The sequence below is a fragment of the Acinetobacter sp. SwsAc5 genome, assembly GCF_013391485.1.
Classification (GTDB): Bacteria; Pseudomonadota; Gammaproteobacteria; order Pseudomonadales; family Moraxellaceae; genus Acinetobacter; species Acinetobacter towneri.
The window spans coordinates 1-20,977 of the sequence record NZ_JACAXD010000002.1; the positions used below are offsets into that span (position 1 = coordinate 1).

Here is a 20,977-nt window from a genome sequence, read left to right on the forward strand (position 1 = left end):
CTAGACAAAATGACACCAAATGAGTTTTACTATGATCAGCTACCCCAACAAAACAAGGTGGCTTAACTAGAGCGGAATATCACTTATAAATACGCTTTTAGTTGTTCAAACAAGTGGGACCACCTCTGATGCTCAAGCAGAAAACACGATTTCCTTTAGGGGCACATTTAATTGTGAAACACTTCGGCTATAGCCATCATGGCATCTATGCTGGGCGTGGTCGCGTGATTCACTATTCGGGTTTCGCACATCTTTTCAAAAAACACCCGATTGAAATGACCAGTATTGAAAAGTTTAGTCACGGCAAAAATATTATTGTGCAGTCGTATCATGCGCCCAAGTATAAAGGCCGCAAAGTGGTGCGTCGTATGCGTTCTAGAATGCACGAAAATAATTATCATCTGATTATGAATAACTGTGAACATTTATGCACTTGGGCTATTACAGGTGTAGAAAGCAGTCCGCAAGTATTTAAGATGATGGATCGTTTGACCACCATTGGGTATGTCAGTTCATTGATGAGTTATATGAATAGTATGATGCTGACCCTGACCACCACTTGCTTTGCTTTAGTGCTCTATATTAAGAAGAAACTACGCGATAAAGCCAAAATGCAGTTACCGCAAATCCTGATGAAGCAGGAACAGCATAAAAACCGCTGATTGCTGCCATTTTAGCGACACTGTATATCTCACAAAATATTCTATAAACCTCAAATAGATAAAACCAAAAGCCCAACCTGAATTGATCAAGTTGGGCTTTCAAGTTGCAAGCTAAAACTTAAATAAGGTGTTACTTGCCAGGTTTGAAGCTGTCTTTTAAGTCTAAAATGCGGTTAAACACTGGTTTTTCCGCACTGTGATCATACTGATCTGCAACAAAATAACCTTCACGTTCAAATTGGAAACGATCTTCTGGTTGTGCTGTTGCCAATGCAGGTTCAACAATGGCTTGTACCACAGTCAACGATTCGGGGTTTAAATTCGCCAAGAAATCATCACCCACTTCTGGATCAGACTCAGTAAATAAGCGATCATATAAACGAACTTCTGCCGCAACGCCTTTACTTGCAGATACCCAGTGAATCACGCCTTTGACTTTACGACCTTCTGGGTTTTTGCCCAAAGTTTCAGGGTCAATTGAACATTTCAGCTCAATAACTTCGCCGTTGGCATCTTTAATCACTTCATCACACTTGATTACATAAGCATGGCGTAGACGCACCTCACCTTCTGGCACTAAACGCTTGAAACCTTTAGGCGGCACTTCTTCAAAGTCTTTACGGTCAATATAAATTTCAGAAGTCAGTGGAATACTACGCTCGCCCATATCTACATTTGGATGACGTGCATGGACTAAATCCAGTGCTTCAGGCAAATTGGTCAAAGTCACTTTAAGTGGATTCAACACCGCCATGCCACGCGCTGCAGTATTTTCCAATGACTGACGGATGCAATATTCAAGCATTGCAACATCCACAATACCATCCGACTTAGACACACCTACACGCTTACAGAAATCACGCAAACCTTCTGGTGTAAAGCCACGACGACGCATACCTACCACTGTTGGCATACGTGGGTCATCCCAACCATTTACAAAACCACCTTCAACCAATTTACGCAATTTACGCTTTGAGGTGATGGTGTAATCGATGTTCAAACGGCTAGATTCATACTGATGCGGTACAGCCTCAGATTTCACTTTTTCTACCACCCAATCATAGAATGGACGATGGTCTTGGAACTCTAAAGTACACAATGAATGGGTAATGCCTTCAATAGCATCGGATAATGGATGCGCATAGTCATACATTGGGTACATTTTCCATTTATCGCCCGTTTGGTGATGCGATGAATGTAAAACACGATACAAAATCGGGTCACGCATGTGTACGTTTGGAGAGGCCATATCAATTTTGGCACGGAGTACTGCCTGACCTTCACCCAATTCGCCATTGCGCATTTTTTCAAATAAAGCCAAGTTCTCTGCCACAGAGGTATCACGGTATGGCGAGTTCTTGCCTGACTCTACAAAAGAACCACGGTTTAGCTTAATTTCATCTGGAGTTTGCAAATCGACATAGGCATCGCCTTGTTCAATCAACTGAACAGCCCAAGCATATAATTGATCAAAATAGCTTGAGGCGTAGCGTGGCTCGCCATTCCATTCAAAACCAAGCCATTTCACATCATTGGCAATACCATCTACATATTCTTGTTCTTCTGCATCTGGGTTGGTGTCGTCAAAACGTAAGTTACACACCCCTTGATATTCTTGTGCGATACCAAAGTTCAAGCAAATAGCTTTCACGTGACCAATATGCAAATAACCATTCGGCTCAGGCGGAAAACGTGTCACAACCTGTTGAGTGCGACCAGCCGCAATATCATCGGTAATGACTTGACGTATAAAGTCCAAGCCCGGCTGTTGTTCTTGCTGCACAGCATCGACAGAGGCATTTGAACTTGGTGTCGGGGTGTTTGGCAGAGATGCAACAACATCATTTGGCTTCATAGCAATAAAATCACTTCTAAAATAAAATTGAATTAACTGGGTTGCAAAAACTTCATCAGTGAAGCATTCATCACCCATTGGAACGCTTTTCCTTGTTTTTAACAAAGAAAATAACGTTTTTACTTGCCTTGTAGTTTACAGTTTGCTTATGCTTCTCTCAACCAAAAAACCCATGGCATTCGTGTCCATGTTTAGGAGATTACACAATGAGTTTTCCTCAAGTCGAATTAAACACCAATAAAGGTCGTATTGTTTTAGAATTGAACGCTGAAAAAGCACCAATTACAGTTGCTAACTTCTTAGAATACGTTCGTGATGGTTTTTATGACGGCGTAATTTTCCACCGTGTTATTGATGGTTTCATGATCCAAGGCGGTGGCATGGATGAAAACTTCAAAGAAAAAGCAACACGTGATGCGATTGAAAACGAAGCAGACAACGGCTTAAGCAACGATGTTGGTACAATTGCAATGGCACGTACCCAAGCACCTCACTCTGCTTCTGCACAGTTCTTCATTAACGTAAAAAATAACTCTTTCTTAAACCACACAGGCAAAACTGCACAAGGTTGGGGTTATGCCGTGTTTGGTAAAGTTGTTGAAGGTATGGACGTTGTAGATGCAATTAAAGGCGTGCGTACTGGCAACCGTGGTTATCACGCAGATGTTCCACTAGAAAATGTGGTGATTGAATCTGCAAAAATCATTGCTGAATAAGAATCTTACCCGACCTCGCTTACGCACATCATTTTAAAGTACTGCTTTAAAATTCGTTTAGGGAGGAGAAATCCCTCTTTTAAAAGAGGGATTTCGGGAGATTCCAAGGAATAATTCGTGACCTATCTGTTTATCGCAGATTTACACTTGTCACCAAATCACCCTCGACTTGTTCGGGGGTTTTTAGATTTGCTAGACGCTTATCAAAATAAAAACACCCAACTGTATATTTTAGGCGACTGGTTTAATGCATGGATTGGCGATGATTACACCGCAGCGTGGCTCGATGAAGTTGTTACACGTCTAAAGCAATTTAGCCAAGCAGGTAATCAAATTTACTTTATTGTCGGCAATCGTGATTTCGCTTTAGGTCAGAAATTTCTAGATCAATTTTCAGGACAACTCCTGCCCGATGTGTACACGCTGCACATTGGTTCACAACAGGTACGTTTAGAACATGGCGATGCGCTGTGTACCGATGATGTGTCCTATCAAAAATTCCGTAAAATCATTCGCAATCCCATCATTTTAGGGATTTTAAAGAAAACACCTTTGGCTTTTCGGCAAAAACTTGCACAAGGTTTCCGCAAAAAAAGTCAGCAAGCCAATCAAGTCAAAAGTTATGACGTCATGGACGTAAATGCAGATGCTGTGTCACAAGCCTTGCAGCATGCAAATGTGTTAATTCATGGGCATACGCATCGTCCAAATATTCACAATGAACACGGCAAACCTAGAATTGTATTAGGCGATTGGCGCGCAGATGCTGCACAAATTTTAGTAGTTGAACCAAATCAAGCCTTAGCAACTTGGCAACTGAGTCATTGGAACTATTAAGCGCAACATCTTTACATAAAAATAATAGATACAACACTAAAGGTACTTAGCTAAACATAGCTAACTAAAACCTCTTTAGCCAAAATCTCTTCAGCTAGCAGATTAATACCCACCTTCCGTTTTAATCACTTCGGCATCAGCTTTATATTTAGCCAACAACTCACGCAGCGAAGTCATCAACACACTGGTATCTACCCCAACTGCCACAAATTCTGTGCCTAAATCCAAATACTTTTGTGTCACTTCATGTTGGGTCGATAAAATCCCTGCTGCTTTGCCTGCTGCACGAATCCGTTGAATCGCATCGACCACAGCGGCTTGTACTTCTGGATGGTTCGGATTGCCTTCATAACCCATCGTGGCAGATAAATCCACCGCACCAATAAACACCCCATCAATCCCATCGACTTGTAAAATAGCATCCAGATTTTCTAAACCTGTGACCGATTCAATTTGAATGAGCAAACAAATATTTTCATGCGCTGTCGCGTAATAATTTGGAATACTGTTCCAGCGAGTTGCACGTGCTAAAGCTGCGCCTACGCCGCGAATACCTTCAGGTGGATAACGTACCGCTTTGACCATCAACTCAGCGTGTTCAACGCTTTCAACCATAGGAATCAGCAAAGTTTGTACGCCAATATCCAACAGTTGTTTAATGAGTTGCACACTGCCAATCGGCGGGCGCACCACCGCTTGAGAGGGATAAGCCGCAATACTTTGTAATTGTGACAAAGTGGTTCTTAAATCACTCGGTGCATGTTCCCCATCAATTAAAAGCCAGTCATAGCCTGCATTGGCGGCAATTTCAGTGCCATACGCATCTGCTAAACCTACCCATAAGCCAATTTGCTGCTGAGTTTTTAATTTACGCTTAAAATAATTGATATATTCCATCCATACACCTTTGGGATGCACCATGCTCAAGTTTATATTTAACGCCTATTTGCTATAAACAACCAATAGTGAAAACGTCTTGCATGATTGAATTTAACACTAAGTTTAAAGATGTTTATGTCGTGCTCATCTCATCTTAACCGCATAAATAGCACATGGATTCATTCCGTTAGCATAGCGAGGCATGTTAAGCTTTTGGCGCACACCTGCCCCAAATATAGTCTTTAAATGGAGATGATTCATGGATTTGCTCAACGTTGCACAAACTCGTTATACGACCAAAGCCTATGATGCGAGTCGCACTATTCCTGCAGAACAATTTGAGCGTTTATTAGAAATTCTGCGTTTAGCACCATCTTCCATTAATATTCAGCCGTGGCATTTTTTTATTGCAGATCGCCCTGAAGCCAAACAACGTATTGCTAAAGCTTTAGTTGGAAAGTACGCCTATAACGCCCCTAAAGTTTTAGATGCTTCGCATACCATTTTATTTTGCACCAAAGCTGACATTAGCGAATTACATTTAGAAAACCTGCTTAATCAGGATGCTGCTAGTGGACGCTTTAAAGATGAAGCCGCTAAACAAGGTCAGAAAGACAGCCGCACAGGTTATGTCGATTACTACCGCAATGAAAAAGGCGATATTCAGCGTTGGGCAGAAAATCAAACCTTTATTGCACTCGGACAAATGCTTTTGGCTGCAGGCATTGAAGGAATTGACGCAACGCCAATTGGTGGTTTTGATGAAGCAATTTTAACTCAAGAACTGCAACTAACTGAGCAAGGACTGATTCCTTCGGTTTTATTGTGTTTAGGCTATCGTAGTGAACAAGATTTTAATGCCAAACTGCCAAAATCACGCCTTGATAAACGCGAGATTTTCACGCAACTGTAAAACAAACATGCGATAACACTAGGGACAAAATTTGTCCCTATTTTTTGGTCTGAATTTTGCTTTATCTATATTTGCAATCTGTACTCAATCTCTATCAAAAATAAAAATGAGGTGTATGATGCTCAATTTAATGCCGCTAAAACTAGAATGCCGACGTTGTAAAAAACTGTATTTATATCAAGCCAAACCAAGCTATCCAACCCTGCGCTGCCCGATCTGCGATAGAACCACAATGCTGCATGGTCTTGCAGAAACTGCAGATTTATTGCAACATCCTTTTCGCTTTATGTTGAGTTATCTTAAACCGTCATGGCATAAGCGAGGCAAAGCACACTAAGCAATGCCAAGCCTAGCCCAATAGTGGTCGTGCTTTTCAGCTTTTCTTTAAAGAACAATACTCCACTGATCACGCCAAATAGCACCACTAAAATATTCATCCCTGCAAATACCACTGCAGGGCTGTCTTTGAGCAGCATGTGAGCTTTGACATACAAGGCAATATTGGCAAAATTCAGTGCACCCAAAATTAAACCTGCACTGATATTTTGCATACTGCCCATGCTTTTATCGCGGATTAAGATATAAGCCATCGCCAAAACAAAAGCACATACAAACATCAAATTCAGCGCAACTGCAAATTGCAGTCCTAAACCTGTGCTGTATTTAAGCAAAACATCAATCAGTGCATAACCCAGCCAAACACAGCTCAAATATAAGATGCCTTGTTGCGCTTTAGCAGACTGCCCTGCAGCACGATGCGAATACAAAATACATAAGACTGCGATAATCCCAAGCGCGATTCCCACAATTTTCAGTTGGCTAAAATTTTCCTGAAAAATAAAATAAGCGGCTGCTAAAGACAAAACCACTGACAAACGCTGTGCAATTTCAGTTTTTAAAATACCTGCGCTGTCCAACGATTTTGCTAATGCTAAAAAGACACTGGGCAACAACACACCCAAACTAATAATGAGCCACCACGGCGTATGTTGGATTGAGATCGTGCCCAAGTTGGGTTTAAACCAGTAAAAACACAACACACTGGCACTGACATAATTCCATGTAATCATCTGCATGGGGTTAAAACCCTGCGTTTTGCAGACTTTTAATAAAATAGAGACCAGTACACTACAAAAGGCTGCGGCTACAATCAGTTCCATGACACGCTCGAGGATTGTTTTTGTTCTTGATTGGAAGTTGTGGACTCATCAGTAAAAAGCCCACAAGGACTGTGGGCTTTCGAGTTCTTAATCAAATTAAGAATTACTTATAGCGTTCAACCATTTTCTCTAAAGAAATTGGGCGAATTTTGTCTGCATTACCTGCAGTACCAAATGCTTCATAACGGTCTATACAAATTTGTTTCATTGCATCTACAGTTTTTGCGAAGAATTTACGTGGGTCAAATTCGCTTGGTTGTTCTGCCATCATACGGCGCATTGCACCAGTAGAAGCTAAACGTAAATCTGTATCGATGTTGATTTTACGCACACCATGCTTAATTGCTTCAACCAATTGCTCAACAGGTACACCATAAGTTTCTTTGATGTCACCGCCGTATTGGTTAATCACCGCCAACCATTCTTGTGGTACAGAGCTAGAGCCGTGCATTACAAGGTGTGTATTTGGCAACGCAGCATGAATTTCTTTAATACGGTCAATTGCAAGAATATCGCCTGTAGGTGGACGAGTAAACTTGTATGCACCGTGCGAAGTACCAACAGCAATCGCTAAAGCATCCACATTAGTATCTGCAACGAAGCTACGTGCTTCTTCAACAGATGTTAACAATTGAGAGTGGTCAAGTACGCCTTCTGCGCCCACGCCATCTTCTTCACCTGCCATACCTGTTTCAAGACTACCTAAACAGCCAATCTCACCTTCAACCGATACACCACACGCATGCGCCATTTGCACAGTACGACGCGTCACTTCGACGTTGTATTCATACGACGTTGGTGTTTTACCATCTTCACCCAAAGAACCATCCATCATTACTGATGAAAAGCCTAGTTGGATCGAACGCTGACATACATCAGGACTTGTACCATGGTCTTGGTGCATAACCACTGGAATATGTGGCCACTCTTCAATTGCAGCCAAAATCAGGTGACGCAAGAATGGCGCACCTGCATATTTACGCGCACCTGCCGAAGCTTGAACAATTACAGGTGAATTGGTTGCATCTGCGGCTAACATAATTGCGCGCATTTGTTCTAAGTTGTTGACGTTAAACGCTGGAACGCCGTAAGCATGTTCACCGGCATGATCCAAGAGCTGGCGCAATGAAATAAGAGCCATAATATCCTCCCAAATAATGTTGGTTATTCTACCCTGTGATTTGTTTCAATTCAGCAACAAATCGCCTTTTTCAAAAAAAAGTCCCTGCAAAAGCAGGGACTTTTAAACAAATTACTACAATTTGTCGTTTTTCAGCACTTATTGCGCTTCAGAAGCAGCAACTTCTGTGTCTGCAGTCGCAACGTCAGCAGGTGCATTTGCAACGTCTTCAGGAATATCGGTGTTGCCTTCATCCAAGATTGGTTGGTCAATTGCGTCGATTGCAGCTTGTTGTTCTGGTGTAACTTGAGCGTTATCTACAACTGCAGAAGATGCATCAGTTTCAGTCGCAGGTGCGCTTTCTTTTTTTGCACAAGCAGTCAAGGCTAAAGATGCAGCAATTAAAGCAGCAAGTGTTAGTTTTTGAATCATCGTCATTTCCTACAGTTAGGTCATTCATTTACTACAGTTTATTGCATATTTATGACATTTTGATGACTACGGCATGACATAAATATAAAAAAGTTGACCGAAGTCAACCTTTTTAAAAATTATTGATAAATTTTCTAGATTTAAGCGCGTTCTAATAATACCGCAACTGCAGGTAAGGTTTTACCTTCTACAAATTCAAGGAATGCACCTCCACCTGTAGAGATATAGCCGATTTTGTCTGCAACTTCATACTTGTCAATTGCAGCTAAAGTGTCACCACCGCCTGCAATAGAGAAACCTGCAGATTCTGCAATCGCCAATGAAAGTGCTTTCGTACCTTCACCAAATTGATCAACTTCAAATACACCCACTGGGCCATTCCAAAGAATTGTTTTTGAAGTTTTTAAAATTTCAGCAAATGCTTTTGCAGTTTCTGGGCCTACGTCTAAAATCATATCGTTGTCTGCAACATCTTCAACTTTTTTCACAGTTGCTTTCGCTGCTGCCAATGAACCCAAGAAATCTTCAAAATTAATTTCAGCGGCATCTGCAACTACAACATCGGTTGGCAGTGGTACAGAAACTTTTGCGGCAATTGCTTTGGCAGTGTCAATCAAATCATTTTCACATAATGATTTGCCCACGTTATAGCCTGCTGCAGCAAGGAAAGTATTGGCAATACCACCGCCTACAATTAATTGATCGCAAATATCAGACAATGAAGTCAATACATCTAACTTAGTCGATACTTTAGAACCTGCAACAATCGCCACCATTGGTTTTTCAGGTGTTTTTAAGGCACGACCCAAAGCATCTAATTCCGCAGCCAATAATGGGCCTGCTGCTGCCACTGGTGCTAAACGTGCAACGCCTTCAGTAGAGGCTTCTGCACGGTGCGCGGTACCAAATGCATCCATCACAAATACATCACACAATGCTGCATATTTAGCGGCAAGTTCTGGGTTGTTTTTCTTTTCACCGTGGTTAAAACGGCAGTTTTCCAATAAAACGACTTGACCAGGAGCAACGTCTACACCATCTAAATAGTCAGTGATCAGTTGAACATCTTGACCTAATGCTTGGGTTAAATACGCAGCTACAGGTGCTAAAGATTGTTCAGCTTTTGGCTCACCTTCAACAGGACGACCTAAGTGAGAATACACCATCACTGCTGCACCTTTGGCAACAGCAGCTTGAATCGTTGGCAATGCCGCACGTAAACGTGCATCGCTGGTGATCACACCATTTTTAACAGGTACGTTTAAATCTTCACGAATAAGGACACGCTTACCTGCTAAATCGAGGTCAGTCATACGCTGAAAGTTCATGTATAGCTCACTTTATTGATATCAAAACGCCACGATTTTAAATGATTATGCAGAAAAAGGTTAGCAACTTTTGTAGAATTGCTGTTTAAAGCAAAAGTTTTGATTATGATAGAGTAAAGCCACCATCTTTCTCGCACTTATGTCTATTCATCCTGATCCAAATATCAATCGTTTAAATGTTTTGGGCGAATCTCTCGCCAGTTGTTGCTTTGATCCTATTACTGGATATTTTCGTAACGGTTTTTGTCATACCGCCCCAACCGATTTAGGTCAGCACACCGTTTGTGCACAAATGACCTCTGATTTTTTAAATTTCTCGCAAAAAATTGGCAATGATTTAATCACGCCAGTACCAGAAGTTGGTTTTAACGGCTTACAACCGGGTGATTTCTGGTGTATTTGCGTCACCCGTTGGGTTGAAGCCTATCAGGCAGGTCAAGCACCACCAATTAAAATTCAAGCCTGTCATCAGTCAGTATTGTCTTATGTGCCTTTAGATATTTTGATGGATTATGCGGTGTGATGATCTGATGCAACATCCTGAAATTATTTTAGCGTCTGGCAGTCAAACTCGTCAGCAATTGATGAATCGTCTGCATTTGGCGTATAAGTCAATTTCACCTGATATTGATGAATCTGCACAGGGTGAATTGCATGCAGATAATTTGGCGCGACGCTTGGCTTTTGAAAAAGCACACTGTATTGCGCAGCAATATCCTGATGCAATTGTGATTGGTTCAGATCAAGTGGCATGGCGTGAACAGCAGCCAGATATTTTTATAGGTAAACCGCTCACTTCAGAAAAAGCTATACAACAATTACAAGCCAATTCAGATCAAACGGTTTATTTCAGCACTGCGCTGAGTGTGCAGCAGCAATCTACAGGCTTTGAACAAACAGTTGTAGAACACTACACCGTTAAATTCCGCAACTTAACCGACAATGAAATTGCACGATATGTTGCAAAGGAACAACCGCTACATTGTGCAGGTAGTTTTATGTGCGAAGGTTTAGGTATTAGTCTGTTTGAAGCCATGCAAGGCAATGACCAAACTACTTTGATGGGTCTGCCGATGATTCAGTTATGCCGCATGTTAAGAATGCTGAATATTCAGGTTCCTTAAGTTTAAAACTGTGTAATTTAACAGCCGTGAATATTTATAAAGACTATAAATCACCTTGCCCTTTGCAGCGACAAATCAGACAATATTGAGATTATTGATAAAACTTGCTTAGGCTATTTTATGTCGCAACCTTTAGATGTTTTGGGCGGAATTACCGCAGAACAATTCCTAAGTGAATATTGGCAAAAAAAACCACTTTTGGTACGCAATGCACTCCCAGAAATTGCCAACCTACTTGAACCTAGTGATGTAATGGAACTGGCACTTGAAGAAGATGTGACTGCCCGTTTAATCAAACAAAAAGATCGCGATCCAAATCAATGGACTGTGAAATCATCACCGCTCATTAAGGCTGATTTTCAAAAAATGCCAAAGTTGTGGACGCTATTGGTACAAGCCGTTGATCATTACTCTTTTGATCTCGCTGAACTTTGGAAAAAATTTCCTTTTATTCCGCAATGGCGACGTGATGACATAATGGTGTCTTATGCCCCTAAAGGCGGCTCTGTAGGTCAGCATTTTGATTTCTACGATGTGTTTTTGCTACAAGGCTATGGATATCGTCGTTGGCAACTTGGGCAAATGTGTGATGCTGAAACTGAATTTGTCGCAGGACAACCGTTAAAATTATTGCCTGAAATGCAGGTCAATTTTGATGAAGTTCTTGCACCTGGCGATTTACTCTATGTGCCACCGGGTTTGGCACATTATGGCGTGGCGGAAGATGATTGTCTGACGTTCTCGTTCGGTTTCCGCATGCCGAATATTAGTGAAATGATGGATCGAGTGAGCGATAAATTCTCTGCCGATGAAATGTTACGCACGCCACTACAAGACCTTGTTCGTAAAAAAAGTACCCAAATTGGCGAAATGACTGCGACAGAATTGGATTATCTGAAAGCAGAATTGTGGGCGCGTTTACAAAACTCATCGGTGTTGGATGATGCGATTTTAAGCTTAATGTCTGAACCGAAATATCCTGAAAATATTCCTGAAGTAGATGAAATAGGTGTAGGCGATTTAGAAGATGCGCTAGATCAGGGTTATCAAATCATGTTGGAACCCGCCTCTCGCCTACTTTATGCAAATCAGCTAGATGAAGTTTTATTTTGGGCGAATGGTGAAGCGATTTGTGTCGCAGAAGCATCTATCCCTACGCTGCAAAAAATTGCCAATGGTGAACGCGTGCTGCTCGATGAAAACCTTTACGACGCAAATATTTTGGAAGATTTGGTACAACTGCTCAATGAATCCATTTTAATGTTGTTACCTGCTGAAGACGCTTAAAATATTCGTTTCAGCCCCCTCAGGATGATCAATTCATCTTGGGGAATTTAGATAAGCGGGATCTAAAGTTAAAACTGCCTGAATTAACGTATAGCCAGGTGTCGAATTTAATTTTAATTGCCCTCCAACCCGTTCTAAACGCATTTTCATACTGCGCATCCCAATACTCATGCCATGTTCAAGCACGCTATTGGCTTCAAAACCTACACCATCATCCTGAATTTTAAGTACCAATTGCTTAGGCGGTACAAATTGCATACTGACGGATACATGCTTGGCTTGGCTGTGTTTAATCACATTGGTTAAACTTTCTTCTAATACCCGCATCAAAGTTAAGCACTGTAACGAATTCGGCTCAATCACCCATTCATTTGGAAAATCCCACTTGGAATGAATATCCATTTCATCCATCAATTGACTAAAACGATGACGTACTGGCGCAACCCAAATTTTAGGATTTTCAGGCACTTTAGAACCAATGGAAGAACCACTATCAATAATTTGACGTAAATCATCACGCAGTAATTTCAGCATAGATAAGAACTGCTGATTACTCATGTTCTGTTCGCTTTGGTCGACCATAATCATGGAACGTACCAAAGATGCACCCAAACCATCATGCAAATCATGCGATAGATGAATCCGCTCTTGCAAACGCACATTTTCCAATTCTAAAGGCTTTGTTGCACAAAGATTTCATAACTATATGATTTTAAAAGTTTTGATTATTTTTTGATCCAAAATTAAATTTATTTAAATCAGATGCTTACATATTTATGCAACAAAGCCAATTCTAAATAATGCTTTTCTGACATACTGCGTTTTAAATCATCACTGACTTCAAAAACTTTAAGCTCTAAATCTTGATTAAATTTCTCAATTTTTTGAATATTTCTTTTTAGGCGCATGCCTAAAATAATCGCAATAAATAAAGTAATTACTGGCGAGGTATACGGTGATAATGGCTGATATAAACTTGCCGTTGCCGCATTACTTAAACGAAATACATCTACACCCGCAAAAAAGCCAATCAAGGTTAAACAAAATAGCAGCAGATATACTTCTGTTTTTGGGGATTTATACGCTAAATACGCCAAATAAAAATAAATCACGACTAGTAAGCTGGCATAACTTAAAAAGACAATCCCAAATACCAGTTTGACATAATCTAAGGGTGTTAAAAACACACAAACGATTACCGCTAAACTCAGAATAAAAATACTTTCTTCCAATATTGGCAAGCGTTGATTGACAAACCTAATTAAATACAGACTAAAAGCTAAAACATAGAGGATAAAAAAGCTTAAATTGGCTTGAGATGCCACCAATACACTTGGGTATGGAAAGGTTTCTGTGGTTAAAAAATGAGAAATAAATAATAACCAGAACATGCAACTCAACGCGAACCAACCAAAACTCTGATCACGGCGTAAAAACAGCCAAATAACCAAACATAAAATGCCTAAAGTGGCAGATAAAATCGCATTAATTTCAAATAAAGTACGTTTATTCCATATACTTTGCTGGTGCTGTTCAATATTGTTATGCACATTATTAAAACTTATTTTTCCTATACCCGCATTTTGAAATGCATATCCATTTACATAGACCAATATTTGATTTTTACCTTGTTTTAAGCCTGAAATAGGTAAAATCCAGTAACGTGGCATATTCCAGTTTTTTGACAAAGGCTCTTCTAAATGTTGACTTGCCCAAAGTAAATCTTGATTCAGATAAACTGCCCCTGCACTATTTAAAAAATTCAGTGCAAAAACGATGGGTTGATTTAAACGATGATCACGCTCACAAAACCACTCCCACTCTATTTTGTACCACGCCCCACCATTATAATTTTTCCAGCGATCATCCCAAACGTCGGGCAGTTGAACATTTTCCCAACCCGTTTCAGGTTTTTTATTATGTGATGCTGTTTTGGCAGAGCTGATTGAAAGTACATGCACATTGCAGTACTGATTAATTGGGTACACCACTTGCTGCGCATAGCTTTGCCACGCACAGAACAATAACAACACGCCCAAACCACACTGCCAAAGCCTTTGAATCATAAAAGACCTAAAGTTCTAGCGGTACTGACAGCCTTAGTGCGTTTAGTGACCGACAACTTCCGATAGATATGTTTAATATGACTTTCAACGGTATAACGCGACACAAATAATTGCTCAGCAATTTCACGGTTACTTAAGCCCTGCGCCACCAGATTTAAAATTTCTAATTCACGATTGGTGAGCTGTTCATAATGTGAGTTGAATGCTTGAGCATCGGCGCGATCTGATAAATCTTCGGTCAGCACGGGTACTTTTTGATGTGAAATTTGCGATAAAATTTCACGGGCGATAAATGGGTCTATCGGTGCACCACCTCTTAAAATGCTGCGTATTGCGATAATAATTTCAGCATCATCACGTTCTTTAAGCACATAGCCTGTTGCACCTGCTTGAATTGCAGAAAATAAGCTGTCTTGGGTGCTCCATGCAGAAATCACCAAAATTAATGCGCTTGGATCTCTAAAATGTAATTGTTCGATTAGTTCTTTACCATTGCCATCGGGCAAGCCTAAATCGACTAAAGCTAAAGCAATCGGATGATCTTCTATACACGTTATTGCAGCTTTAAGATGACTCACGAAAAATAGCATGTCATCTTGATAGCCAATATCATGCAAAATTTTTCTAAGACGTGACTGAATAATAGGCTCATCTTCAACAATTAAAACCGGTACGGGTAATATCGCTTCCATTTCTGCCATCATTCATCCCCTTGATTATGTTTGTAAATATATCAATCGTTTTGATGTAAACACTATCCCTAGAATTAAGGAGTTTTTCAAATTTAGCTTATTTTATAAACATGAGCATAGCACTGAAACATGAAACTCGAGCATGAAATAAAAAATAAATGTGAAGTACTATTTTATTTTAGAAATCGCTTCACATTTTAATGAGCAGCGCAGCATAAATATGCTTTGATGCCGAGAACAGCATCAAAGCAAATGTAGAGCCGTATTTAAAAGATGGTTGATAAATTAATAATAAGTCTTAGAGCTATGTGCATGTAAAAATGCAGGAATCAGCCCTGTTAAAGCCGCACGAATATCCGCACGTTCATTGATTAATTGATGCGAGCCTTCTTCTAACATGAGTAAGGTTTGCAGGCGGAATTTACGCCGAATAAACTCAATGTTGTAGCGCCAATCTACGGTTTGATCTTGCGCCCCTTGTGCCAACCAAACAGGAATACGGCAAGCTGGACGTTCTTCCATCTCCAACATCCATTTAGACATGGCTAAAATCCAATCCATGCCCATCATTCTAGGTTGCAGCGGGTCTTTTAAACGCACAAAGCGTAAAAATTCAGGATTATGATTATTGCGTCGGAAATGTCGCGGCACTTCACGCTTAATCCGACGGATAATGCCCAAACCAACAGAGTTATGCCACCATGCCGATTTTGCAGGACGAATCAAAGGCGATAACAACAACACACGCTCTACAAATGGATTTTCACGGCGCTGAGCAAATTCCAACAAGTGATGCATCCAAATTGCACCACCTGTACTTTGCCCAATGCCCAACCACGGTTTTGGCAATTGATCGGCATTTTTTACATATTGATAAACCGCATGTAATACTTGCTGATAATGATCAAAATTTTTGATGTTGGCAGGATAACCATCACTCAATCCATGTCCGGGCAAATCATAAGTCAAAACACTAAAGCCCTGCTCTAATAATTCTTTGACGATAGGTTGATAAATCCCACTATGTTCCAAATAACCATGCAGCAAAAATACTGTACCCTGCACCTGATCAAATTTGGTTTTGCTTAAATCGGGTTGAAAAATTTGCACATGCAATTTAAACAACGGCATTTGCACATAGCCTTGCCAATGTTCACAGTCCAACAAATGAAAACCATATAGCTGTCGATAGGCTTGTAACTCAACACTCGGTTCAAAACCACGATTCAAATTTAAAGGTTGTAGAATTTGTGGTGTGGTTTCCCTACTCGGCACTGGCAAATCTAATTGCTTCAACACGCTTGGGTTTAAAAATGGAATATCAGGCATTATGGCACCTCGCGACATGCGCTAGAACCAATCAAGACATCCCGAATGGTGGCAAGCATTTCATAATTGGCACGGCGGCTATGATCATAGTTTTGTTCACTTGGACGCCATGCAGTCAGTTGAGTCGGCATGGGAGCCTCGACTGGAATCGTTTCAATTCCATTCAAAGCAAATAAACGGCGGGTGCGTGGCATGTGATAACGGTCTGTAATCAAAATCACTGTCGGCGCCCCCCCTTTTTTTTGTAATAATAAAGAACTAAAACGTGAATTTTCACAAGTATTCATGCTGCGATCTTCTAATAATTTTGCTTCGACATCATATTTTTTTAACCAACGCTGCATATAAGGTGCTTCTACACCACTCAGTACAATCGGCAATTGATATTGTTTTACCACCGCTAGGGTCGTTTCTAAACGTAAACGTGTGTAGTCATTGACCACAATATCTTTGCCATTATCATCTAAAGTTAAGCCACCACCTAAAACCACAATCGCATAAGGTTTAGAGTTTGCAGGTATTTTTGGAATATTTTGTTGCTGAATTAAAGCAATATCTTTAAAGATTTCTTCATCTACAGGCTCACTTTCGGTTTCGGCAATTTTATGAGTGCTTAAAAACTCCAAGTATTGTTCCATGAGTACCTGATTTTCATGACTATCCAAATTGAGCAAGGCTTTTACATTTTCGGATGGGTCTTCTACAACTGCTTCAGAAGCTGCATTAGACACCAACAATGGGACTTGCGGCAACTCTTGCTCAGATGCTAATTTTTTTTGCGTTTGTTCTTCTAAAATAAGCGCTTGTAAGGCTTTATAACGAGCCTGAATTAAAGTTAAATTTTTCGAATTTTCAGATTGAATCTCTTGCTCCATCAGCTTCAAATAAGCTTGTCGGGCAATCCATAAATCTGAACCGGGTTCCAAGCTGTCTTGATCACTAAAAGCCGCCATTTGCTGACTTTTTGCTGCCACTTGATTCACTTCTACAGGTACCAAAGTGTTCAGCGTTTTGACCACCAAAGTAGAATAAAAAGGTGAATAGATAAAAATCATGAACGCTGCAAACAATACAAATAGCACGGCAGCAATTTGTACCAATCTGAGCATCCAATGATTCTGTTTCATCTTCACTTAACCTACTGGTTGATGTGCACGAATCAAACCTGTTTCATCAAATAACACAGGTTCAGGTTCTAGTGAAATACCAAAACGACTCAAAACATCTTGCTGCACAGCACGATAGGTGTGTTGCACATCTGCCAAAGTGGCATCGGCATAATTGACTAAAACCAACGCTTGTTTATGAAACATACCCACCACACCCAGTTGTTTTCCCTTCCAGCCAGCTTGATCAATCAACCAGCCTGCTGCAATTTTAACTTGCGCATTCGGCTGTGGGTAATGGGGTAAATTTGGAAATTGTGCTGCAATTTGGTCAAATTGCTGAGTCGAAATCACAGGATTTTTAAAGAAACTACCTACATTTGGATATTCTGCAGGATTAGGCAGCTTACTTTGGCGAATTTGAATGACTTGTTGCTGCAGATTTTCAGCAGTTTGCTCATCGCCTACAGCAGCTTTTAAGTCGCCATAATTTAATTTTAACGCAGCCTGTTTTAACAGTTTAAAAGTCACATGGGTAATGATGTAACGGTTGGGATGATCTTTAAAAATACTGTGTCGATAGGCAAACTGACAATCTGCAGCAACAATTGAGCTGAATTGTTGGCATTCACGATCATAGACCTGCACAGATTCGATAAACTCACCGACTTCAACGCCATAAGCACCAATATTTTGCACAGGTGAAGCGCCGACCAAACCTGGAATTAAAGCCAGATTTTGCAGACCATATAACTTTTGTTCCGTACTCCACAACACAAACTCATGCCAGACTTGTCCTGCCCCAACTTTTAGGGTGACACTTGCATCATCTTCAGCGCATTTTTCGATGCCCTGAATATCCATGTGCATGACCAAGGCATGAATATGTTCAGGCAATAACATATTGCTACCACCCGATAAAATCAGCACATTTAATTGTTCTTTCTGGGCAAATGCCAAAGCATCCTGTACATCTTGAATATTTTCAATTTTGACATAATGCGACGCAGTTGCATCTAAATTGAGCGTATTGAAAGGTTTGAGTTGCATGTTGTAGTGAATGTGCATGACTTAAACCTTCAATTCAAATTGTTGTTGTAAAACTTTCACCCATGCGCGACTACTCGACTCGCATTGATCGAGCACCCGCTCAAAACCATCGGCTTCGCCATAATATGGATCGGGTAATTCTTGCTGCGTATAATGCGGATCGTGTTCGCTCATTAAGGCTATTTCAGCGCGCAAACTGCCCAGTTCAGCTTCAGCACGGCGCATTAAAGATTGAATATTGCTTAAGTTTTCAAAATCCATCGCCAAAATCAAATCAAACTCGACAAAGTCTTGTATACGTAACTGACGCGCGCGCAATGTAGATAAGTCATAACCACGTTTGAACGCATGTTTTTGGCTGCGTAAATCTGGGGCTTTGCCTGGATGATAATTACTGGTTCCAGCAGAATCCACCAACACATTGAGTTGTTGTTCATCACAAAAATGTCGAAGTACAATTTCTGCCGTTGGAGAGCGGCAAATATTTCCCAAACAAACACATAACACCTTATATGGCGTTTTGGATGACATAAACAACCTCAAAGCTACTTTATTTTTAAGAGTCTTATGTTAAGTTATTTATGATATGAATCCTATATCGTGACCCTACAATAATGTTGAATTAAGTATAAAAATTAGGAATAAAGACGATGCAGCATTTTCAATTTCAAACAGTTGGCAACATTATTTCTGGATTGGGTTCAATTTCTGAACTAAAAACGGTTTTAACCGAAAAAAATTATAAGCGTTTGTTATTGGTCACCGATGCTGGCATTTTACAACAACAATTACATCAACCTATTTTAGAAATTTTAAAGCAACTGCAACTGGACTATGCCATTTACTCGAATGTGCAAGCCGACCCCGCAGAACAGATTGTGTTAGAAGCAGTTGATTTTGCCAAACAGCAAAATATTGATGTTGTATTAGGTTTTGGTGGGGGTAGTGCGATGGATGTCGCCAAAATTATTGCCGTGCTGAGTCATCCTGCACAAACTCAACAACTGTCAGACTTGTACGGTGTCGGCAATGCGAAAGCACCACGTTTACCGCTCATTCTAGTTTCCACTACAGCAGGCACAGGTTCAGAAGTCACACCTATTTCCATTGTCACCACAGGTGCAACCAGTAAAACAGGCATTGTTTCTCCTATTTTATATGCCGATGTTGCCATTTTAGATGCCAATTTTACCCGTCATCTACCTGCACAGATTACCGCAGCCACAGGTATAGATGCGATGGTACATGCCATTGAAGCCTATACTTCTAAAATCAAAAAAAATGCGTATTCAGATTTTCTGGCAAAACATGCGCTGCGTTTACTTGATCAAAACTTAAAATTAGTGCTTGAAGATGGCAGCAATATGCAAGCACGGCAAAACATGCTGTTTGGTTCAATGCTGGCAGGACAAGCCTTTGCCAATGCTCCTGTGGCTGCGGTACATGCGCTTGCCTATCCTTTAGGCGGACATTTCCATATTTCACATGGGCATAGCAATGCATTGGTACTAACCGAAGTTTTAAAATTTAATGCGCCTGCAGCCAAACAGTATTATGCAGAACTGATGTGTTGGTTAGACCCACGCAGTAAAGGCTGCACAGATGGATTATGTGATTTGTTTATTGATCATTTACAAAATCATTTAGATCAAAGTGGCTTGGTGTTAAAACTCAATGCCCTAGGCATAGCAGAAAACATGCTGCCACAACTGGCAGAAGATGCGATGCTGCAAAGCCGTTTATTGCAAAACAACCCGAGAGCAATGCAAATGCAGGATGCGTTACAGATTTACCAAGCCATTTATGCCTAACATTTACGCTTAACGTTCTGTATTTAACTTTCTACATTTATTTGGGATGATTTCCACCCATTAAAGCATGACACCACGTCGATAAAAATATAGGTAAACTTGTGAAACCTGACACCAAAACCCGTGAGCAATACGCTTTTTTCTTTCCCATCCAAACTCGCTGGGCAGACAACGATATGTATGGACATGTCAATAATGTCACTTATTACAGCTATTTTGACAGCGCAGCCAATGCCCTACTGATGCAAAAAGCAGGCTTTGAACCCAAACGATCACCCTGTATTGGTTTAGTGGTCAATTCCACCTGTCATTTTTTGCAGGAATTGTCCTATCCTGAAATGATTGAAGTAGGTGTTGCTATTCAAAAAATTGGAAACTCATCCTTAATTTATGATTTGGCAATTTTTAAAAACAATCAAAATCTTGCCGCTGCACAAGGACAAGTGGTGCATGTATTTGTAGATCGAATTACACGCCAAAACTGCCCGATTCCTGACTCCATCCGCGAAGCATTACAGCCATATAAAAGCACAGATTCAGCTTGCGCTTAGCAAAAAATAAGGCTGGTTTGACCCAGCCTTAAAATTCTGCAAACAAAAGCTAACAACAG

The 20,977-nt window shown here is 40.5% G+C and carries 21 protein-coding genes and 1 pseudogene; 10 read left to right on the plus strand and 12 right to left on the minus strand.

The window, feature by feature from the left end; translation table 11 throughout:
- Positions 1 to 128: 128 nt before the first annotated feature.
- Positions 129 to 662, plus strand: a complete 534-nt coding sequence (locus tag HYG89_RS01205) for a lecithin retinol acyltransferase family protein (protein WP_096900868.1) — start codon at positions 129 to 131, stop codon at positions 660 to 662.
- 130 nt (positions 663 to 792) lie between these two features.
- Here HYG89_RS01205 and HYG89_RS01210 read toward each other — a convergent pair whose 3' ends face one another.
- Positions 793 to 2,517, minus strand: a complete 1,725-nt coding sequence (locus HYG89_RS01210) for a glutamine--tRNA ligase/YqeY domain fusion protein (RefSeq protein WP_178865878.1) — start codon at positions 2,515 to 2,517, stop codon at positions 793 to 795.
- A gap of 206 nt (positions 2,518 to 2,723) precedes the next feature.
- Between HYG89_RS01210 and HYG89_RS01215 the strand changes: the two genes are divergently transcribed.
- Entirely contained in the window at positions 2,724 to 3,233 is a 510-nt protein-coding gene (locus tag HYG89_RS01215) for a peptidylprolyl isomerase (RefSeq protein ID WP_004973310.1), read from the plus strand.
- Positions 3,234 to 3,350: 117 nt separating this feature from the next.
- Positions 3,351 to 4,070, plus strand: a complete 720-nt coding sequence (locus tag HYG89_RS01220) for a UDP-2,3-diacylglucosamine diphosphatase (RefSeq protein ID WP_178865728.1) — start codon at positions 3,351 to 3,353, stop codon at positions 4,068 to 4,070.
- A 102-nt stretch (positions 4,071 to 4,172) separates the two neighbouring features.
- Here the strand turns inward: HYG89_RS01220 and hpaI are convergent, their stop codons facing one another.
- On the minus strand, positions 4,173 to 4,967 hold the full coding sequence (hpaI, locus tag HYG89_RS01225; protein WP_096900940.1) for a 4-hydroxy-2-oxoheptanedioate aldolase: 795 nt from the start codon (positions 4,965 to 4,967) through the stop codon (positions 4,173 to 4,175).
- Between the two features lie 241 nt (positions 4,968 to 5,208).
- Between hpaI and nfsB the strand changes: the two genes are divergently transcribed.
- On the plus strand, positions 5,209 to 5,862 hold the full coding sequence (gene nfsB / locus HYG89_RS01230; protein WP_004973304.1) for an oxygen-insensitive NAD(P)H nitroreductase: 654 nt from the start codon (positions 5,209 to 5,211) through the stop codon (positions 5,860 to 5,862).
- Between the two features lie 115 nt (positions 5,863 to 5,977).
- Positions 5,978 to 6,199: a hypothetical protein gene (locus HYG89_RS01235; RefSeq protein WP_178865730.1), complete on the plus strand. Its 222-nt coding sequence runs from the start codon at positions 5,978 to 5,980 to the stop codon at positions 6,197 to 6,199.
- Here HYG89_RS01235 and HYG89_RS01240 read toward each other — a convergent pair.
- The 4 genes from HYG89_RS01240 to HYG89_RS01255 all read right to left on the minus strand — a co-directional run bounded on the left by HYG89_RS01240 (position 6,162) and on the right by HYG89_RS01255 (position 9,902).
- On the minus strand, positions 6,162 to 7,022 hold the full coding sequence (locus tag HYG89_RS01240) for a DMT family transporter (RefSeq protein WP_178865732.1): 861 nt from the start codon (positions 7,020 to 7,022) through the stop codon (positions 6,162 to 6,164). The two genes, HYG89_RS01235 and HYG89_RS01240, sit on opposite strands and share 38 nt — an antisense overlap.
- A 103-nt stretch (positions 7,023 to 7,125) precedes the next feature.
- On the minus strand, positions 7,126 to 8,163 hold the full coding sequence (gene fba, locus HYG89_RS01245) for a class II fructose-bisphosphate aldolase (protein ID WP_004973298.1): 1,038 nt from the start codon (positions 8,161 to 8,163) through the stop codon (positions 7,126 to 7,128).
- Between the two features lie 138 nt (positions 8,164 to 8,301).
- Positions 8,302 to 8,574 carry a hypothetical protein gene (locus tag HYG89_RS01250; RefSeq protein ID WP_131260911.1) on the minus strand — a complete coding sequence of 91 codons (273 nt, stop codon included), beginning with the start codon at positions 8,572 to 8,574 and terminating at the stop codon, positions 8,302 to 8,304.
- A gap of 140 nt (positions 8,575 to 8,714) precedes the next feature.
- The gene (locus tag HYG89_RS01255; RefSeq protein WP_004973295.1) at positions 8,715 to 9,902 is read right to left on the minus strand and encodes a phosphoglycerate kinase; all 1,188 of its coding nucleotides are present in this window, start codon (positions 9,900 to 9,902) and stop codon (positions 8,715 to 8,717) included.
- Positions 9,903 to 10,041: 139 nt separating this feature from the next.
- Here HYG89_RS01255 and HYG89_RS01260 point away from each other — a divergent pair, with 139 nt between their 5' ends.
- The 3 genes from HYG89_RS01260 to HYG89_RS01270 all read left to right on the plus strand — a co-directional run bounded on the left by HYG89_RS01260 (position 10,042) and on the right by HYG89_RS01270 (position 12,313).
- Complete coding sequence (locus HYG89_RS01260) at positions 10,042 to 10,425, plus strand: DUF2237 family protein (protein WP_004973294.1); 384 nt, start codon at positions 10,042 to 10,044, stop codon at positions 10,423 to 10,425.
- 7 nt (positions 10,426 to 10,432) lie between these two features.
- Positions 10,433 to 11,026 (plus strand): nucleoside triphosphate pyrophosphatase, encoded by a 594-nt coding sequence (locus HYG89_RS01265; RefSeq protein ID WP_178865880.1) that lies wholly within the window; start codon positions 10,433 to 10,435, stop codon positions 11,024 to 11,026.
- Between the two features lie 120 nt (positions 11,027 to 11,146).
- The gene (locus HYG89_RS01270) at positions 11,147 to 12,313 is read left to right on the plus strand and encodes a cupin domain-containing protein (protein ID WP_178865734.1); all 1,167 of its coding nucleotides are present in this window, start codon (positions 11,147 to 11,149) and stop codon (positions 12,311 to 12,313) included.
- A gap of 33 nt (positions 12,314 to 12,346) precedes the next feature.
- Here HYG89_RS01270 and HYG89_RS16080 read toward each other — a convergent pair.
- From HYG89_RS16080 to HYG89_RS01305, 6 genes and pseudogenes are all read right to left on the minus strand, one after another.
- Positions 12,347 to 14,379, minus strand: a pseudogene (locus tag HYG89_RS16080) (ATP-binding protein).
- A complete protein-coding gene (locus HYG89_RS01285) occupies positions 14,376 to 15,080 on the minus strand; it encodes a response regulator transcription factor (RefSeq protein WP_178865882.1) in 705 nt (234 codons plus the stop codon). The pseudogene HYG89_RS16080 and the gene HYG89_RS01285 overlap by 4 nt, the downstream one beginning before the upstream one ends.
- Before the next feature lie 276 nt (positions 15,081 to 15,356).
- A complete protein-coding gene (locus HYG89_RS01290; protein ID WP_096900878.1) occupies positions 15,357 to 16,400 on the minus strand; it encodes an alpha/beta hydrolase in 1,044 nt (347 codons plus the stop codon).
- A complete protein-coding gene (locus HYG89_RS01295; protein WP_004973281.1) occupies positions 16,400 to 17,527 on the minus strand; it encodes a YdcF family protein in 1,128 nt (375 codons plus the stop codon). The genes HYG89_RS01290 and HYG89_RS01295 overlap by 1 nt, the downstream gene beginning before the upstream one ends.
- Before the next feature lie 6 nt (positions 17,528 to 17,533).
- Positions 17,534 to 18,574: a UDP-N-acetylmuramate dehydrogenase gene (gene murB / locus HYG89_RS01300; protein WP_004973280.1), complete on the minus strand. Its 1,041-nt coding sequence runs from the start codon at positions 18,572 to 18,574 to the stop codon at positions 17,534 to 17,536.
- Positions 18,575 to 18,577: 3 nt separating this feature from the next.
- Complete coding sequence (locus HYG89_RS01305; protein WP_004973278.1) at positions 18,578 to 19,087, minus strand: low molecular weight protein-tyrosine-phosphatase; 510 nt, start codon at positions 19,085 to 19,087, stop codon at positions 18,578 to 18,580.
- A gap of 119 nt (positions 19,088 to 19,206) precedes the next feature.
- Between HYG89_RS01305 and HYG89_RS01310 the strand changes: the two genes are divergently transcribed.
- Both HYG89_RS01310 and HYG89_RS01315 read left to right on the plus strand, forming a co-directional pair.
- Positions 19,207 to 20,367 (plus strand): iron-containing alcohol dehydrogenase, encoded by a 1,161-nt coding sequence (locus HYG89_RS01310; RefSeq protein WP_004973276.1) that lies wholly within the window; start codon positions 19,207 to 19,209, stop codon positions 20,365 to 20,367.
- A 101-nt stretch (positions 20,368 to 20,468) separates the two neighbouring features.
- Entirely contained in the window at positions 20,469 to 20,918 is a 450-nt protein-coding gene (locus HYG89_RS01315; RefSeq protein WP_004973275.1) for a thioesterase family protein, read from the plus strand.
- Positions 20,919 to 20,977: the final 59 nt, after the last annotated feature.